Origin of the sequence: Hymenobacter swuensis DY53 (assembly GCF_000576555.1) — a bacterium.
GTDB classification, from domain to species: Bacteria; Bacteroidota; Bacteroidia; order Cytophagales; family Hymenobacteraceae; genus Hymenobacter; species Hymenobacter swuensis.
In genome coordinates this window covers 543,863-559,565 of the sequence record NZ_CP007145.1, presented here as the reverse complement: position 1 = coordinate 559,565, position 15,703 = coordinate 543,863, and the positions used below count along the sequence as shown (strand labels likewise).

Here is a 15,703-nt window from a genome sequence, read left to right as displayed (position 1 = left end):
TGACTCAGATTCCTGGCTCCGCTTGGCCTGACAGTTAGTGACGACGGACAATAAATCGTTCAGCGGGGCCGGGGAGCCATTCTTCCCAGCGGTGCCGCCAGGGAGCTACTTTGCCGCGCAGGTATTTCTCCATCACGAGGGAGGCCAACGGCGCGGCGGAGCTGCCCCCAAAACCGGCGTTTTCGATAAAGACCACAATGGCAATTTTCGGGTCTTCGGCCGGCGCAAAGGCGGCGAAGGTGGCGTGGTCGTCGCCGTGGGGGTTTTGCACGGTACCGGTTTTGCCCGCTACCGAAATGCCCACGTCCAGCAGGCTGGCGTTGCCGCCGGTACCGCCCCGGCCGTCCACCACGCCCTGCATGCCGGGAATTATTTCCTCAAAGTGTAGCGGATCAACGCCTACGGTATGCTTCTGCTGGTACTGCGGCAGCGGCCCGCCCTGCCCGATGCTTTTCACGAAGTGGGGCGTGTAGTACCAGCCCCGGTTGGCAATGGTTGCCATGATATTGGCCATCTGGAGGCCGGTAATACCAATTTCGCCCTGCCCGATACTGAGCGAATACACCGTGCGGAAGTTCCAGCGGTGGTAGCCGTTGCGCTTGTCGTAGAAATCGGAGGATGGAATCAGGCCTTTTTTCTCCTGCGACATATCCACGCCCAGCTTCTCGCCCAGTCCGAACTGCATTACCTGCCGCCGCCACTCGGCCAAACCCAGGCGGGCATCCTCGAAGCGGTTGGTAGAGCGGCCGCGCATCACGGCAGCCCGCATTACCTGGTAGAAATACGGGTTGCAGCTGTTGCGGATGGCAATGCCCACGTCGCTGGGGTAGTCGTGGCGGTGGGTGCAGCGCACCAGCTTCCAGTTGCATGGAAAGCCGGTTTGCGGCGTCACCACACCCATTTGCAGTGCCACCAGTTCGTTTACCAGCTTAAAAGTGGAGCCGGGTGGGTAAGTTGCCATCAACGGACGGTTGAACAAAGGCCGCTCGGGATTATTGAGCAGCTCCATGTAGCGGTTGCCCATGCCCTTGCCCGAAAGGGTGGCCGGATCAAACATCGGGGCCGATACAAACACCAGGATTTCGCCGGTTTTGGGGTCAAGGGCCACCACCGAGCCGCGCTTACCGGCCATCAGCTTCTCGGTGTAGTCCTGCAGCTCCGAGTCGAGGCTCAGGTGCAGATCCTGGCCCGCCACCGACAGCGTATCAAACTCGCCGCCTCGGAAAGCGCCCTTCTCAATCCCGCGTACGTTCACCATGCGGTATTGCACCCCGCGGCGGCCCATCAGCTGGTCTTCGTAGTACGATTCCAGCCCCGTAATGCCTAGAAACTCCCCGGGCTGGTATTTGGCGTAGCGGGGCTTCTCCATGAAAGCCGGTGTGATGCTGCCCACGTAGCCCAGCGCGTGGGCCATGCTGTGCGTATTATACGACCGGGCCATGCGGGCTTTCACGCTAAAACCCGGAAAGTCGATAAGGTTATCCTGAATAGCGGCCAGCTCGGGCGTACTCAGGTTCTGGACCAGCGGCGAGGCCTTTACGCGACTGAAGGCCCTGGCCGCCTGCAGGCTGGCCCGAATTTCCTCAATGGGCAGCTGCAGCAGCTGGCAGAACCGGGCGGTATCCAACTGCTTCACTTCCCGGGGCGTCACCATCAGGTCATACACTGGGGTGTTCTGCACCAGAATCTGACCTTTCCGGTCGTAAATCAGGCCCCGGTAGGGCGTTTGGACAATGCGTTGGAGGGTGTTTCGGTCGGCCGCCAACTTGTAGCTGCCATCCAGCACCTGGATATAGAAGAGGCGTGCCGCAAACACCAGCGCGACGGCCAGGAAAATCGCCTGGACTACGTACTTGCGGCCTTCGAGGTATTGCAAAGCAGAAAAGTCTGAAAGGTAACGGGTTCCGAAGCAGTTTTCGGGACGACAAAGATACTCCAGCAGGCGGGGAAACGGTGAAAAAGAACGTCATTCCGAGCTTGCGAGGAATCTCGCAGGCTAACGTTGCAATGGCAACTGTTATTCCGACGAGAGGAGAAATTCACCACTGCAACGTCAGCACGCGAGATTCCTCGCAAGCTCGGAATGACCGTTCTTTTTCACCGCTTACCGGCTGCGGCGGCGTGTGGGGAAGAACACTAGCTGAATGATAAGTAGTGTGAGCCCCGTGTAGAGGGTGCTGATGAGGATTTTGGCCAGCGTCACCCCCGGCACCTGGAAAGAACCCAGTTCGAGCAGAAAAAATGCCGTGTGGTGAATAGCCGTCAGCATCGCCAGGTACACCACCATCCACTGCCAGCCCATCTGATGGATATTTACCGCATCCTGCGCGTCGTACCCGTCGCGGGGCGTGAGCAGGCGCAACACCCAGGGCCGCAGGTACATGAGCAGCACGGCGGCTCCGGCATGCACCCCGCCGGTATCAAAGAACAGGTCCATGGTAATGCCCGTCAGAAAGCCGATGAGCAACTGGACTACGATGGGCGTGGCAATGGGCAGAAACAGCAGAAACCCGAGGTAAATAAAGCACCAGCCCAGGTTAAACAACACGAAATCGGTGCCGCTGATGAGCAGTATGTAGAGGGCTATGTATACAACGCCCCGAATAGCCTGCCACAGAATTTCGAATATTCCGCCCCTCATGGTCGTTCGTCAGCTTCGGGTTTGATGCCGGCCCGGGCCTCCACCGTATCACGCTCCAGTTTGGGCCGGCTGGTTACTACGTACACATAGGTCAGGCGCGAAAAGTCCACCGCTACCCGCACCCGCACCGTCCAGAAGTTCTTATCCGGCTCCTTCACAAACGACTCAATGGTCCCAATGAGGACGCCCTCCGGGAATACAGCGTTGTAGCCGGAAGTCACCACCGTGTCGCCGCGCACCAGCTTATTCTGGCGGGGCACGTTGTCGAGCAGCACATGCGCCGGGTCATCACCCAGCCAGCGGACAGTGCCAATGGTGCCGTCGCGCTGAATTCGGGCCGAAATGGTGGACTTGGAGTGCAGCACCGAGGTAATGGTAGTGTAGTGCTCCGAGGTCACCTTCACCCGGCCCACTACTCCATCGGCCGACACCACGCCCATGCCCTGCTTCACGCCATCCACGGAACCCACGTTCAGGGTCAGGTAATTGTCCACGCGGCGCTGGGTGCTGCTCACCACGCGGGCCGGAATGAGCGGGTAGTCGGGGTCGTGGGCGGCCAGCTGGCGTAGGCCCAGCAGCAGCGAATCGGGCCGGCCCAGGAGGGCCAGGCGGGCCTGGGTGGTGCTGTCCTGGCTTACCGGCAACGAGTCGGCCACGCGGCCGCTCAGGTCAGGGCGGTAGAGTTGCTGGCGCAGCCGGGCGTTTTCCTGCATTAGGCTCTGGTTCACGTCCACCAACCGGAAATAGCCCTGAATCTGGGCCCGCCAGTCGAGTACCTGCCCCACGTAGGCGTTAGAGGAGTTAAAGAACGCCGCCCGCTGATACGTGCTGTTGCGCACCAACAGGTACAAGCTCAGCACCTCCAGCAACGCAAATACCAGGATTCCCCGGTAGCGAAACAGAAAGTTGAGCAGGTTATTCATCGAGGGGAGATGTGAGAACGTGAGAAGTGAGAAGTGAGACTTCGTTCAAACCACCAAAATTGGGGGCCAGAACAAACGTCTCACTTCTCACTTCTGCTTATCTCAATTCTAGGTCAGCAGCACGCTACGGAAGGCCTGGATATTTTTGATGGCGGCACCAGTACCGCGCACCACGGCGCGGAGCGGGTCCTCGGCAATGTGAATGGGCAGCTTGGTTTTGGCGGCCAGGCGTTTGTCAAGGCCACGCAGCAAAGCACCGCCGCCGGTTAGGTGAATACCGTTTTCGTAAATATCGGCTGACAGCTCGGGCGGCGAAATCTCCAGGGCCTTCAGTACGGCTTCCTCAATTTTGGCCACCGATTTATCGAGGGCAATGGCAATTTCAGAGGACGTTACCTTAATCACCTTCGGAATACCGGTCATCAGGTCGCGGCCGCGCACCTCAAAGTCGGGCGGGGTTACTTCCAGCTCGGTGAGGGCCGCGCCAACCTCAATCTTGATACGCTCAGCGCTCCGCTCGCCAATCAGCAGGTTGTGCTGGCGGCGCATGTAGTCGAGAATGTCCTGGTTGAACACGTCGCCGGCCGTCTTGATGCTCTGGTCGCAGACGATACCGGAAAGGGCAATTACCGCAATTTCGGTGGTGCCACCCCCGATGTCGATAATCATGGAGCCCACAGGCTGCTCCACGTCGATGCCGATGCCAATGGCAGCGGCCATCGGTTCCTGAATCATCCAGACTTCCTTGGCCCCAGCGTGCTCGGCGGAGTCCCGTACGGCGCGCTTTTCTACTTCGGTAATGCCCGAAGGAATGCAGATAACCATGCGGTGGGAGGGCTGAAACAGCCGATTTCGGGTGTCAATCATCTTGATCAACCCCTTAATCATCTCCTCCGCCGCGTGGAAGTCGGCAATAACGCCGTCTTTGAGGGGCCGGATGGTTTTGATGTTGTCGTGGGTCTTCTCGTGCATTTGCTGCGCCTGCCGACCCACGGCAATTACTTTATTAGTAGTGCGGTCTTTCGCAATGATACTCGGCTCATCCACCACGATTTTATCGTTGTGAATGATGAGTGTGTTGGCCGTGCCCAGGTCAATGGCAATGTCGCTGGTCAGAAAATTGAAGAAACCCATCGAGTAACGGCAAGTGAATGAGAACGGGCGGTTTGCGCCCGTCAAAAGTGGGGGCAAAAGTAAGCAAGTTTCAGCGAAGCCCGTTACCCTTGCTACTCAATATGAAGCAGCCGCGCGCCCGTTCTTTCCCGTTCCGGGAATCCCGGGGCGCGCCGGTGGCGTCCCCAACGCCCAAACCCCGAATTCATTGCCTTACCGATGGCCGCATCCGGTTGGCGGGCCTGAAAATTCTCCGGCTCCGACCCGCAAGCTCCGGCCGTTCCGCAAGGACGGCCGGAGCTTGCGGGTCGTTGTTTCGTCTGGTTCGCGGCAGGCGTAGGGCCCGCCCTAATGGCTGCCAGCCGCTGGACCAGACGGCTTTCCGCTTAGTGCTTGAAGTGCCGCACGCCGGTGAGCACCATAGCCATGCCCAGCTGGTTAGCGGCGGCAATGCTGTCCTGGTCCTTGATGGAGCCGCCGGGCTGCACCACGGCCCGAATGCCGGCCTGGCCCGCAATTTCCACGCAGTCGGGGAAGGGGAAGAAAGCATCGGAAGCCATAACGGCCCCGTTGAGGTCGAACCCGAAAGCATGGGCCTTCTCAATGGCCTGGCGCAGAGCGTCCACGCGGGAGGTCTGGCCCACGCCGGAAGCCAGCAGCTGCCCGGCCCGGGCCAGCACGATGGTGTTGCTCTTGGTGTGCTTGCAGATTTTGAGGGCGAATTCCAGGGCCGCCACTTCCTCGGCCGTCGGAGCCGACTCCGTTACGGTGCGGAACTCCTGAGCACCTTCCACCACCCGATCGAAATCCTGCTCAATTACGCCGTTGAGTAGGGTTTTGACCTGCTTGATAGGGAATTGCACAGGCTTCTGGCGCAGCAGAATGCGGTTTTTCTTGCCCTGCAGAATCGTCAGGGCTTCCTCATCAAAGGCAGGGGCAATCAGCACCTCGAAGAAGAGCTTGCTCAGTTCTTCGGCCGTGGCCATATCCACCGGCTTGTTCACGATTAGTACGCCGCCGAAGGCCGAAACTGGGTCGCAGCTGAGGGCGTTGAGGTAGGCCTGGCACAGCGAATCGGCCTGGGCTACGCCGCAGGCGTTAGTGTGCTTGAGGATGGCGCAAGCGGCGGGGCCGTCGGCGGCAAACTCCTGCATCAGCAGCACGGCGGCGTCCACATCTACCAGGTTGTTGTAGCTGAGCTGCTTACCGTGGAGCTGGTCGAACAGCGCGTTCAGGTCGCCGTAGAAGGTGCCGGCCTGGTGGGGGTTTTCGCCGTAGCGCAGGGCTGTAGCAGGCTTTTCGGAAAGCTTCAGGGTGGCGCTACTCAGGTCAGTGCCCTGCGCCATGTAGCGGAAGATCTGGGTGTCGTAGTGCGAGGTGGCCTCGAAGGCGGCGGCCGCGTAGTGGCGACGGTCCTCCAGGTCGGTGGCGCAGCCTTTGGTTTGCAGCAACTCGGTTACGGCCGCGTATTGGTCGCGGGAGCTGACCACCAGCACGTCGCGGAAGTTTTTGGCGGCGGCGCGTAGCAGGGAAATCCCGCCGATGTCAATCTTCTCGATGACGTCCGCTTCGGGCGCGCCCGAAGCCACGGTTTCCTCGAAGGGGTACAGGTCCACAATCACCAGATCAATGGGCGGAATCTGGTGCTGTTCGGCTTCCTGCAGGTCGCTGGCCTCGTGGCGGCGGTGCAGAATGCCGCCGAATACTTTCGGGTGCAGGGTTTTGACGCGCCCCCCGAACACGGCCGGGAAGCCTGTCAGCGTTTCGACGGCAGTTACAGGCGCGCTCTGTTCCTCAATGAATTGCTGGGTGCCGCCGGTGGAATAAATGGTTACGCCGTGCTGCTTCAGCAGCGCCACCAACGGCTCCAGACGGTCCTTATAATAGACGGAAACAAGCGCGGAACGAATGGGCTGCGACATGACAGGCGGGGTAAATAGTGAGTGTGAAATGCTGCGCGAAGGTAGGGCCACTAGCCCAAGCCGGTGTTACGGAATTATTAACAGCGCGGCTCTGTGTGGGCGAATAGGGAACATTCCGGGCTTTTGCCGCCGTGCCAGCCTGCTTTCTGACCCGAAACCGGCCGCCGCCGTATAGCCGTAGCCAGTTCGCTTTCCTACTTCCTATGCCCGAATCCATTGCTCTGATTACCCCTTCTGTTTCGGTGGCATCCGCCGAAGCCCTAGCCGCCGCGCTGGCCCCACGCCTGCTGGCCCAGGCCGCGCACTCTGATGTGGAGGGCGGTTTCCCAACCCGAGAGTTCGGCTGGCTGCGCGAGGCGGGACTTCTTGCCGCTCCTTTACCAGTGGCTTTAGGTGGTAGCGGCCTCGGCGAAACTGCTCACACGGCTGCCCTGTTAAGCACGTTGCGGCACATCGGGCGCGGCAACCTAGCCGTGGGCCGCGTGTACGAAGGCCATGTCAATGCCTTGCAGTTACTGCAACGGTTTGGGCAGCCGGCCCAGGTGGCACGCTGGGCGCAGGAGGCGGCCCAGGGACATCTGTTTGGGGTGTGGAATACTGAAGCGCACGATGGAGTGAAGCTGGAACCGTTGCCCGACGGCCGCTTCCGGTTGCACGGCAGCAAAACCTTCGGCTCCGGAGCCGGCCACGTTACCCGCCCGCTGCTTACGGCCGCTTTACCCGATGGTGGCTGGCAGATGCTGATTCTGCCCGCCGATGAGCAGGTACCACGCTATGCTTCCGAGTTCTGGCAACCGCTGGGCATGCGGGCGTCGGCCAGTTTCCGGATAGATTTTGCGGGGTTGGAAATTGGGACCGAGGACCTGCTTGGCCAGCCCGGCGACTACTACCGCCAACCCTGGTTCAGCGGTGGGGCCATTCGGTTTGCGGCCGTGCAGGCGGGCGGAGCCGAAGCCGTATTCGATGAAACCCGACGATTTTTGCAGCGGCTGGGCCGCACCAACGACCCCTACCAGCGGCAACGCCTCGGCGAAATGAGCCTGCTCATTGCCCAGGCCCAGCACTGGCTGCAGGCTGCCGCCGGGGTTGCCGCCCGCCCCGATGCCGCAACTGCCGCCGAGGCCACCGTGGCCCATGCCAACCTGATGCGTTCGGCCATCGAAGACATCTGCCTGCGCGTACTGCCGCTGGCCGAGCGGTGCGTGGGAGCCCGGGGCCTGTTGCGGCCCGAGCCCTTCGAACGCCTGCACCGCGACCTGACCCACTACTTGCGCCAGCCTGCCCCCGATGCCGCTTTGGCCGACGCCGGCCGCTATGCGCTGGAACAAACTTCTCCGGCCTACCAGCTCTGGCAACCGTAATACCGCTTTCTCTTCGCCCCTCCTCTACTACCACACCTATGCCTGCCTCCGATTTCTCTGCCTACCCTCTTATGCCGGCCGCTACCGCCGCCACGTTGGGCCCTACCGTAGTACTGGCCCCGCACCCCGATGACGAATCGTTGGGCTGCGGGGGGCTACTGGCGTTGCTGCGGCAGGCCGGGCAGCCCGTATGGTGCGTGCTGGTCAGCGACGGAACCATGTCGCACCCGAATTCCCGCAAGTATCCGGCCCCGGCTCGCCAGCAGCTGCGGGAACAGGAGTTGCGCGTGGCTCTTACGGAGTTGGGCGTACCGGCACAGGCATTGTTTCCGCTCAACCTGCCTGATGGCGCGGTACCCCTGCCCGAGGCACCAACCGGCACTGTGGCCGTGCAACAGCTAGTGGAGTTTCTGGGCCACACCCAACCGGCTACCGTGCTAGTGCCTTGGCGCCGCGACCCGCACCCCGACCACCGGGCCACGTACCAGCTGGCCCAGGCCGCTTTGGCACAGCTGACGCCCGCCCCGCGCCTGCTGGAATACGTGGTGTGGGCTTGGGAACGAGCCGCCCCCGCCGACCTCCCCCATCCTGGCGAAACCCAGGGCTGGCAGCTCGACATCGAACCAGTGCTAGCGCAGAAGCAGCGGGCTATTGCCGCCCACAAGTCGCAACTGGCCGGCTCCCCCATTGATGATGACCCCACGGGCTTTACGCTAGCCCCATCAATGCTGGCGCATTTCGCCCGGCCCGTGGAAGTATATCTGGAAAATGCACCTGCATAACATCTCCTGTCCCGTATGGAAGCCAACCCGAACCAGCCTCATACCTTACCGCCCTCCTACTTCGATGACGTATACCGCGCCAATGACGATCCGTGGAACTTCGAAACCAGCCCCTATGAACAGGCCAAGTACGCGGCTACACTGGCAGCCTTACCCAAAACCGAGTACGATACGGCATTTGAAATTGGCTGCTCGCTGGGAGTACTTACCGAACAACTGGCCCCACGTTGTGGCCACTTGCTGGCCGTTGATATAGCGGCAGCTCCCCTGGAGCGGGCCCGGCAACGGTGCGCTCATTTGCCGCAGGTTACATTTCAGCTTCTGCGCGTACCGGAGGAATTTCCGGAGGAAGAATTCAACTTGATTCTGGTTTCGGAAGTGGGCTATTATTGGAGTCCCGACGACCTGCGGCAGGCGTCTGAGCGCATTATTGAAGCCCTGCGCCCCGGTGGCCACCTGGTACTGGTCCACTGGACTCCACCCGTTCACGACTATCCACTTACCGGCGACGACGTGCATGAGTTCTTTCTCCGCCAGGCCGGTCCGGAGGGACCTTTGCAGCACATAAGCAGCCAGCGCCACGCGCAGTACCGGCTAGATGTACTAACTAGGCGCTAAGCAACCGGTTCAGAAGCCCGCAGCCCGATGTGGGTGCTACCGGCCGCAGCTGTATGCATGGCCAGTACCCGCCGCAACACTATCAGCGCTTGAGCAAGTGGGATGGGCACGTACTTACTTTCTTCCGCCGACCTGATTTTCGGGCCCGCCCACTGCCAGAAAGCCCCGAATGTCTGGTACTGCACCATACCGGCTACCCAGGGCTGTACAACAGAGTCCGGAGTTGCCAAAGCGTCCGGTTGGGCATGCCACGCCTTCCGCAATTGCCGACGTATCTGCAACTCACCGGCCAACGCGGCCGGATGCGGCACCAGCAGTTCTTGCCGGCCCAGGCTGGCCCACTCCCGCAGCTGCCACGACAGGCCCACCGCTACCCGCCCCTGCTGCCGCCCGGAGGTGAAGACGCGCACCGCCGGACTGTGGCGTACCCGCAAATCATGCTGTGTCAATAACTGGTAGAGCGCTTCGTCCTCCAGATGCGGCACTATGGGCAGCCCGCCTACTTGGCGGTAGGCGCTTACCGTCACCGCGAAACTGGCCCCAAAATGCTGGTGATGCCGGGGCCAGGGGTCATGCGCGGCTGGATCCAGTAGGTGTTCCAGCTGCGCCCGAAGCAGATGATAGGTAGCGTCTCGCAGCTGCCAGCGGCGTACCGGACAAGTCGGGTCGGCATCCGCCATCAGAATCCGCCCCCCAACCGCATCAGCTCCGGCGACCAGCGCGGCGCAGGTAGCAGCCAGCCAGTTGCTGGCCACCTGGGTATCCGCGTCGGTGCTGGCAATGAAGGCTTCGGGGTGGCCCACCAGTTCCAGACGACGGCAGGCCTCGTCCATGAGAAGGCGGCGGGCCCGACCAACGTGGGCTTCGGTAGCAGGCAGGGTAATTTCGGCTACATGCACCACCAACTCCGGGTGGCGGGCAGCAAAGTTACGGGCAACCTGGGCCGTGGCGTCCTGGCAATTATTGGCTAATATCAACACTTCAATACTACGGGGCGGCAACGGATGCCCCTGAGCATCAATCTGCGTGGCCAGGGCGTGCAAAGCAGCCGGCAACGTGTCGGCTTCGTCCTTGGCTGGAATAATAACGCTGGCCCGCAACTCCGGCGCGGGCAGTATGGGTACCGTAAGGCCCGGAGCATGAAGGGCCGTAGCGCCAGCAGAGGAAGTGGTATGAAAACGCAGAGGGGTGGCGTGGGACATAGTGGGCTTTCTACGCGGTATTGCGGCCGGGAGCTACCGAAAAAGTCTGAAAACCCTCTACTGTGGAGCTAAAAACGCAGAAAACCCCGAAACCGTAGCCTCAGGGTTTTCTGATAGTTTCAGGCAGTCATTCGTTAGAAAGCTTCGCCAACCGCGAAAATAATTCCGGAGTTGCCGCCCGAGCCTACACCATAATCAAGGCGAATGTTAAGCCGGTCGCGGCGGTTGAAGCGAAACCGGCCGCCCACGCCGCCGGCGAACTTCATGGCATCCAGCTTGTAGTCATCCAACGCGGGTGCTACCTGGCCCACGGCCCCGAATAGTACCCCATCAATGCGCCAGAACAGTTTCTGGCGGATTTCGGCCTGCGCTGTGGTGAACTGACGGTCACGGAAGCGGGCTTCATAGATGCCGCGCATCAGGTACGCGTTGTTGTAAAGCGAACCGCCCAAAGTAGCGCCCATGCCGCCCCACTCGCGGAACGGAACCGAGCCGGTGTGGTACTGCCCCAGAAACTGCAGCGCCAGAATGGTGTTGTTGGAGCCAAACAGGGGATTGAAGTGCCGGGCATCCACCATGTAGCGGGTGAAGTTATAATCGGAACCCAGGCCGCCGCCGTTGAACAAAACGTGTGCATCCACAAAGTTGCCCGTGTAAGTAGCCAGCACGTTGTCGCGGCCATCATAGAGCAAAGCCGGGCCCACGCCGGAAGTCACGTAGCCGGCCCGCTGCTCGGCCGGGATGGCGTAATACGGAGCCGTATTGCCTTCCTGGTCTTTCAACTCTACTTTACCCAGGTCGGTGTACCGGTAGCGCACCCCCACAAACAGGTTCGGCACTACTTTCACCAGGGCCTTCTCATCGAACACGATAAGCGGGTACTGAATGTGCGACTCCACATCCTTATCGGTTTCGTTGCCGCGGCCATAGTAGTTGAAGGCGAGGTCGTAGTAGCTGGCTTCACCCGAGAAGTAGAATTTCTCCTCCTTGGTAAAGATGGTGTGCGTAAGCTGGACGGTGGTCTGCTTTTCCTGCGAAATCCAAGCAATCAGACGAGCATTAGACTTGCGTACCGTGGTATCCTTGCCAAAACGCCACACCGGCAGAATAGCTGCTCCACCGGCCAGGCCGGTTTCCTGCTGATAAAACACGATGGGCACCGGGATAAAGCTGGGGTCGTCCGGGTCGTCGGGGGTGAGCTTGAGCTTGCTTGCGGTAGCAGGTGCTAAGGCCCGGTTCAGGCCTACGGGAGCTCCGGTGACAGGAGCTTCGGCCGGAGCCTGGGGAATGGCAGCAGCGGAGGCCAGCAAAACCGGCTCGGCAGGAGCAGTAGTAGCGGCAGGAACAGACTGCGCCCAGGCAGCCGGAGCAGCCAGCGCGCCTAGCGCCAGCAGCGGGTAGAGAAAGCGCATACGTAGATGGCTTGGGGACAGAAAAGGTGATGGGAATACAAAACAGCGCCGCCGGAGACTGGTTTCAGCACCTGCCAGCAGGGCTAAATGCGGCTTCTGTAGTGCTTCCTAACGCAACAGCCGGGGTCACGGTTGTCAGGGCACCGGCACTCTCGCATTTTCTCGGTCTAGCCAGCCATCCACAGCATCGACAGCACCCCTGCCAGCATCACCCATTTGCACCAGGAACTAAGACGCGCGAAGTGTTTCTTGCGGTCGGCCCGGCGCAGGTGGTAGGCTACCAGCAGTAACGGTACCAGCACCAGCAGCAGTAGCCACAGCCCCAGCTCCCACTGCCGGGTAAGCAGTGCCCGCGAGCACGCTCCCATTACCAATAGGGCCAGGCACAGCAGAAAAAAGCCAGCTATCCATTTCGTGCGCGGCACTCCCCACACAATAGGCAAAGTGCGGCAGTCGTGTTGGGCGTCACCGCGCATGTCCTCCACATCTTTCACAATTTCGCGTACCACCGTCAGCAGGAACGCCGCCAGCGCGTAGCTCCATACGGCCTCGTGGCCGGTGCGCAGCTGTAGCTCGGGCAGAAGCACCAGCGCGGCCGTGAGGGTGGCAATGCTTAGGTTGCCGACCAGGGCTACTCGTTTAAACCGCACCGAATACCCCCATAACAGCAGCGCCGACCCCAGATTCACTAGCCCCAGCCACGGCGACAACCACCCGCTCAGCCCAACGCCCAGCCCCGATAGTATCAGGTGCGCCAGCATAGCATGCCGACGGTTGACGGCTTTGCCCACTACCAGCCGCCCCGGCCGGTTGATAGCATCAATCTTCACATCATAATAATCATTGATGATGTAGCCGGCAGCTCCTACACTGAGAGCTGCCAGTACCAGCAGACCGAAACCGGGAGCCAGCACCTGCCGCCACGGGGAATTGGGCAGCAGCAGACACGCCCGCACCAACACCATGCACAGCCCCATAATCAGCAGATTGGGCAAGCGAACCAGCCGGGCCAGTTGCCGCCCACCGCTGGCTTCCGGCTGCGCGCCGCCAGGCCCCGGATCAGGGGACGGTGAACTGGCAGAAGCGCTGGGCAGAAGTGGCATGGCGAGGGGAAGAGCGAACAGCAGCACAAAGATGCACCCCTGTTTGGCAGGGTGCATGAAAAAGCCTCTCCCGTTCCTGGAAGAGGCTTTCCTACGTGATAAGAAGTGTGCGTAAACGTTGTTTACACTTTCTTCACATTCACCGCATTAACACCCTTACGGCCCTCCTGCGTATCGAATTCCACCCGGTCATTCTGTTGAATCTGGCCCCCGTTAAGGCCGGTGATGTGGACGAAGAAATCTTCCTTCGTGCCGTCTTCCGTAATGAAGCCGTAGCCCTTCGACTCATTATAGAATTTTACGGTTCCTGTTTTCATGAAAAAAAGAAAAGAAGTAGGTTAATGATACGGGTAAATATAGAGGGATTTTAGAAAAACGCAACCCCGGCTACACGGGGTGCAACCGGGGCTATCTGGCCCAAAGTCAGCTTCATCTACTCCGACCGGGCGTTCGGCTACCAGGTACCGTGAAGCTTCATAACGGTTTCAATCAGCTCCCGCACGGCCCCGTGCCCGCCGGGCAACGCAGCCGTGTAATTGCTAATGGCGCGTACGTCGGCGGCGGCATCGGCGGGGCAGGCAGCAACGGCGCAACGGCGCATCACCTCAATATCGGGCATGTCGTCGCCCATGTAGGCAATGCTGGTCGGCTCAAGGTGGTAGGTATTGAGGTAGCTGTTGAAGATTTTCATCTTGTCATCTACTCCCAGATAGATGTCGCGCACGTCCAGCGACTCCAGCCGCTTACGCACGCCCTCCTCCTCCCGGCCCGAAATGATGGCCACCCGGTACCCCTTGCGCAGGGCATGGCGCACGGCATACCCATCCCGAATATGGAAGGCGCGAGCCTGCTCACCGGAGTTGAACGCCAGCAGCGTACCATCGGTCAGCACGCCATCTACGTCGAAGATAAAAACCTTGATAACCGACAAATCGGCCGGAACCGGTGTTGCATCCATATGCTTCAAAAACGCCACTGAGTAACCCTGCCGCCTGTGTAGTCAGCCCGGTTACTCAGTGTTTTCACTACGAATTATTGATTATCGCGCCACTCGTACACCCACTTGGCCTGAATCTGCTCCAGGTGGCCTTCAGTGGACTGCTCGCGGGTACCTTCGAAGTTGGGCAGGCTCAATACCCATTCCAGCAGTTCGGTAAAGCGGATGCGGTAGATTTTGGCTTCGCTGAAGTCGTCACCGAACTTCTCGTACAGCGCCATGGCAATATCTTCATGGTCGCTCCACTTGATCGGGGGCTCGAAATGATTCATTCTGATTGAGTTATGAATGATGAATACTGAGTGATGAATTGAATCAGGAATCGGACAGCTGCCAATTCAACATTCATCCCTCAGCTCTTCGATTAGTGGCCGAGGAAGTTTTGGGGCGGAATGAGCACCACGATGTCGGCGTTGCCCTGCATAACGCACTGGCAGCCCAATCGGGAATTGATGCGCGGGTCCACGGCCCGGTCAATAAAGTCTTCCTCCTTGTCGGAAATTTCAGGCAGGTCGTTTTCGCCCTGTAGAATGTAGACGTGACAGGTGCTGCAGCCGCACACTCCGCCGCAGTTGTGCTGCAGCTGAATATCGTTGTTGAGGGCCACATCCAGCACCGATTCGCCTTCGGCGGCCACATGCGTTTGGTCGGGCTGGCCGTCCTGAAACTTGAAGGTGATATTTACGGCTTTCACGACGGAATGCTAGGTAGATCGGGGCAAAAATGCGGGTGCGAAGGTACGCACGCCTCCCCCCGAATCAAAGCTACTTGCCTGCCTCATTGTTTGCCCCGAACCCGGCAGCGGTACGCTGAATACTTGCCGTTAGCTCCTTGTAAAGCGTCTGCCAATCAGGATGCGCCGCCAGGGTCGCTTCGTGGCGGGCCAGCGTAGCAGCATCGTGGCGCACAGCAGGTCCGGTTTGGGCGGTAAAAGGAGGCAGAGCCAGGGCTTTATCGACGGTTTCGCGGATGAGCGGGTGCAGCAGTTCCCAGGGTTGCCCGGCCTGCGCCAGCAACGCGTGGCTGATGCCGAGCAGATGATTGGGGAAATTACAGGCCCACACGGCAGCCATGTGCAGCTGCAGCCGCTGCTCCGAGCTTAGCTCCCGCACCTCTTGGCTGAGCGAGGTGGCCAGTGTGCGCAATGCCGTCAGCCCGGCGGCATCCGCTGCTTCCAGGCACAGCGGTACGGCGGGCCACTGAATCTGGCGGCCGGGGCTGAACGTTTGGAGCGGGTAGAACACGCCACCCCGGATCCGGGGATACGCCGCGAAGACAGAGAGCGGCAACGCCCCGGCCGTGTGGGCAACCAACGCCCCCGCTGGAAACTGAGCCGCCGCCAGCACTTCCGGCACCACCGCATCGGGCAGGGCCAGCAGATACACGGCAGCCGCCGGCAGATGCTGTAGGCTACCCAGCACGGCCGCGCCGGGCACCGAAGCGGCCACCGACGCCGCCGATTCCGGCGTCCGGCTCCACACGCCCACTACCGTGTGCCCGGCAGCGGCCAAGGCCGGAGCCAAATGCTGAGCCACTCGCCCAGCCCCCAATAAAACGACACGCTGCGACAAACCTGGCATTGACATCTTCGCTATGAACAAGGGCAACTATTAGACAAAATTGTCTTTA

16 protein-coding genes are annotated in these 15,703 nt (G+C 60.5%); 3 read left to right on the top strand and 13 right to left on the bottom strand.

Annotated elements, in window-relative coordinates:
* Window positions 1-34: 34 nt before the first annotated feature.
* The 5 genes from mrdA to purH form a co-directional block, all read right to left on the bottom strand.
* Window positions 35-1,876 carry a penicillin-binding protein 2 gene (gene mrdA, locus HSW_RS03870; RefSeq protein WP_044000901.1) on the bottom strand — a complete coding sequence of 614 codons (1,842 nt, stop codon included), beginning with the start codon at window positions 1,874-1,876 and terminating at the stop codon, window positions 35-37.
* A 228-nt stretch (window positions 1,877-2,104) separates the two neighbouring features.
* Window positions 2,105-2,641 (bottom strand): hypothetical protein, encoded by a 537-nt coding sequence (locus HSW_RS03865; RefSeq protein WP_052346085.1) that lies wholly within the window; start codon window positions 2,639-2,641, stop codon window positions 2,105-2,107.
* Window positions 2,638-3,564, bottom strand: a complete 927-nt coding sequence (gene mreC / locus HSW_RS03860) for a rod shape-determining protein MreC (protein WP_044000900.1) — start codon at window positions 3,562-3,564, stop codon at window positions 2,638-2,640. The genes HSW_RS03865 and mreC overlap by 4 nt, the downstream gene beginning before the upstream one ends.
* Before the next feature lie 108 nt (window positions 3,565-3,672).
* Window positions 3,673-4,698, bottom strand: coding sequence for a rod shape-determining protein (locus HSW_RS03855; protein ID WP_044000899.1), 1,026 nt, complete (start codon window positions 4,696-4,698; stop codon window positions 3,673-3,675).
* A 365-nt stretch (window positions 4,699-5,063) separates the two neighbouring features.
* Window positions 5,064-6,599: a bifunctional phosphoribosylaminoimidazolecarboxamide formyltransferase/IMP cyclohydrolase gene (purH, locus tag HSW_RS03850; protein WP_044000898.1), complete on the bottom strand. Its 1,536-nt coding sequence runs from the start codon at window positions 6,597-6,599 to the stop codon at window positions 5,064-5,066.
* 203 nt (window positions 6,600-6,802) lie between these two features.
* Between purH and HSW_RS03845 the strand changes: the two genes are divergently transcribed.
* From HSW_RS03845 to HSW_RS03835, 3 genes are read left to right on the top strand one after another with little or no spacing between them, the layout of a single operon-like run.
* Window positions 6,803-7,960, top strand: a complete 1,158-nt coding sequence (locus HSW_RS03845; protein ID WP_044000897.1) for an acyl-CoA dehydrogenase family protein — start codon at window positions 6,803-6,805, stop codon at window positions 7,958-7,960.
* A gap of 38 nt (window positions 7,961-7,998) precedes the next feature.
* Window positions 7,999-8,742 (top strand): PIG-L deacetylase family protein, encoded by a 744-nt coding sequence (locus HSW_RS03840; protein WP_044000896.1) that lies wholly within the window; start codon window positions 7,999-8,001, stop codon window positions 8,740-8,742.
* A gap of 15 nt (window positions 8,743-8,757) precedes the next feature.
* Window positions 8,758-9,360, top strand: coding sequence for an SAM-dependent methyltransferase (locus HSW_RS03835; protein WP_044000895.1), 603 nt, complete (start codon window positions 8,758-8,760; stop codon window positions 9,358-9,360).
* On the opposite strand, the gene HSW_RS03830 is transcribed toward HSW_RS03835, so the two are convergent.
* The 8 genes from HSW_RS03830 to HSW_RS03795 form a co-directional block, all read right to left on the bottom strand.
* Window positions 9,357-10,562: a glycosyltransferase gene (locus tag HSW_RS03830; protein ID WP_081768244.1), complete on the bottom strand. Its 1,206-nt coding sequence runs from the start codon at window positions 10,560-10,562 to the stop codon at window positions 9,357-9,359. The two genes, HSW_RS03835 and HSW_RS03830, sit on opposite strands and share 4 nt — an antisense overlap.
* 134 nt (window positions 10,563-10,696) lie before the next feature.
* On the bottom strand, window positions 10,697-11,974 hold the full coding sequence (locus tag HSW_RS03825) for a BamA/TamA family outer membrane protein (protein WP_044000894.1): 1,278 nt from the start codon (window positions 11,972-11,974) through the stop codon (window positions 10,697-10,699).
* 167 nt (window positions 11,975-12,141) lie between these two features.
* Window positions 12,142-13,134: a geranylgeranylglycerol-phosphate geranylgeranyltransferase gene (locus HSW_RS03820; protein ID WP_052346083.1), complete on the bottom strand. Its 993-nt coding sequence runs from the start codon at window positions 13,132-13,134 to the stop codon at window positions 12,142-12,144.
* Window positions 13,135-13,199: 65 nt separating this feature from the next.
* On the bottom strand, window positions 13,200-13,394 hold the full coding sequence (locus tag HSW_RS03815; RefSeq protein ID WP_044000893.1) for a cold-shock protein: 195 nt from the start codon (window positions 13,392-13,394) through the stop codon (window positions 13,200-13,202).
* Window positions 13,395-13,531: 137 nt separating this feature from the next.
* Entirely contained in the window at window positions 13,532-14,035 is a 504-nt protein-coding gene (locus HSW_RS03810) for a KdsC family phosphatase (RefSeq protein WP_044000892.1), read from the bottom strand.
* A gap of 74 nt (window positions 14,036-14,109) precedes the next feature.
* The gene (iscX, locus tag HSW_RS03805; protein ID WP_044000891.1) at window positions 14,110-14,346 is read right to left on the bottom strand and encodes a Fe-S cluster assembly protein IscX; all 237 of its coding nucleotides are present in this window, start codon (window positions 14,344-14,346) and stop codon (window positions 14,110-14,112) included.
* A gap of 92 nt (window positions 14,347-14,438) precedes the next feature.
* The gene (locus HSW_RS03800) at window positions 14,439-14,768 is read right to left on the bottom strand and encodes a 2Fe-2S iron-sulfur cluster-binding protein (protein ID WP_044000890.1); all 330 of its coding nucleotides are present in this window, start codon (window positions 14,766-14,768) and stop codon (window positions 14,439-14,441) included.
* 70 nt (window positions 14,769-14,838) lie between these two features.
* Entirely contained in the window at window positions 14,839-15,654 is an 816-nt protein-coding gene (locus tag HSW_RS03795; RefSeq protein WP_071883057.1) for a Rossmann-like and DUF2520 domain-containing protein, read from the bottom strand.
* Window positions 15,655-15,703: the final 49 nt, after the last annotated feature.

Coding starts and splice junctions, on each gene's coding strand:
- HSW_RS03865 (WP_052346085.1), bottom strand. CDS start 2,641: ATGAGGGGCGGAATATTCGAAATTCTGTGGCAGGCTATTCGGGGCGTT.
- HSW_RS03795 (WP_071883057.1), bottom strand. CDS start 15,654: ATGCCAGGTTTGTCGCAGCGTGTCGTTTTATTGGGGGCTGGGCGAGTG.
- HSW_RS03835 (WP_044000895.1), top strand. CDS start 8,758: ATGGAAGCCAACCCGAACCAGCCTCATACCTTACCGCCCTCCTACTTC.
- purH (WP_044000898.1), bottom strand. CDS start 6,599: ATGTCGCAGCCCATTCGTTCCGCGCTTGTTTCCGTCTATTATAAGGAC.
- HSW_RS03820 (WP_052346083.1), bottom strand. CDS start 13,134: ATGCACCCTGCCAAACAGGGGTGCATCTTTGTGCTGCTGTTCGCTCTT.
- mreC (WP_044000900.1), bottom strand. CDS start 3,564: ATGAATAACCTGCTCAACTTTCTGTTTCGCTACCGGGGAATCCTGGTA.
- HSW_RS03810 (WP_044000892.1), bottom strand. CDS start 14,035: ATGGATGCAACACCGGTTCCGGCCGATTTGTCGGTTATCAAGGTTTTT.
- HSW_RS03825 (WP_044000894.1), bottom strand. CDS start 11,974: ATGCGCTTTCTCTACCCGCTGCTGGCGCTAGGCGCGCTGGCTGCTCCG.
- HSW_RS03830 (WP_081768244.1), bottom strand. CDS start 10,562: ATGTCCCACGCCACCCCTCTGCGTTTTCATACCACTTCCTCTGCTGGC.
- HSW_RS03815 (WP_044000893.1), bottom strand. CDS start 13,394: ATGAAAACAGGAACCGTAAAATTCTATAATGAGTCGAAGGGCTACGGC.
- iscX (WP_044000891.1), bottom strand. CDS start 14,346: ATGAATCATTTCGAGCCCCCGATCAAGTGGAGCGACCATGAAGATATT.
- HSW_RS03845 (WP_044000897.1), top strand. CDS start 6,803: ATGCCCGAATCCATTGCTCTGATTACCCCTTCTGTTTCGGTGGCATCC.
- HSW_RS03840 (WP_044000896.1), top strand. CDS start 7,999: ATGCCTGCCTCCGATTTCTCTGCCTACCCTCTTATGCCGGCCGCTACC.
- HSW_RS03855 (WP_044000899.1), bottom strand. CDS start 4,698: ATGGGTTTCTTCAATTTTCTGACCAGCGACATTGCCATTGACCTGGGC.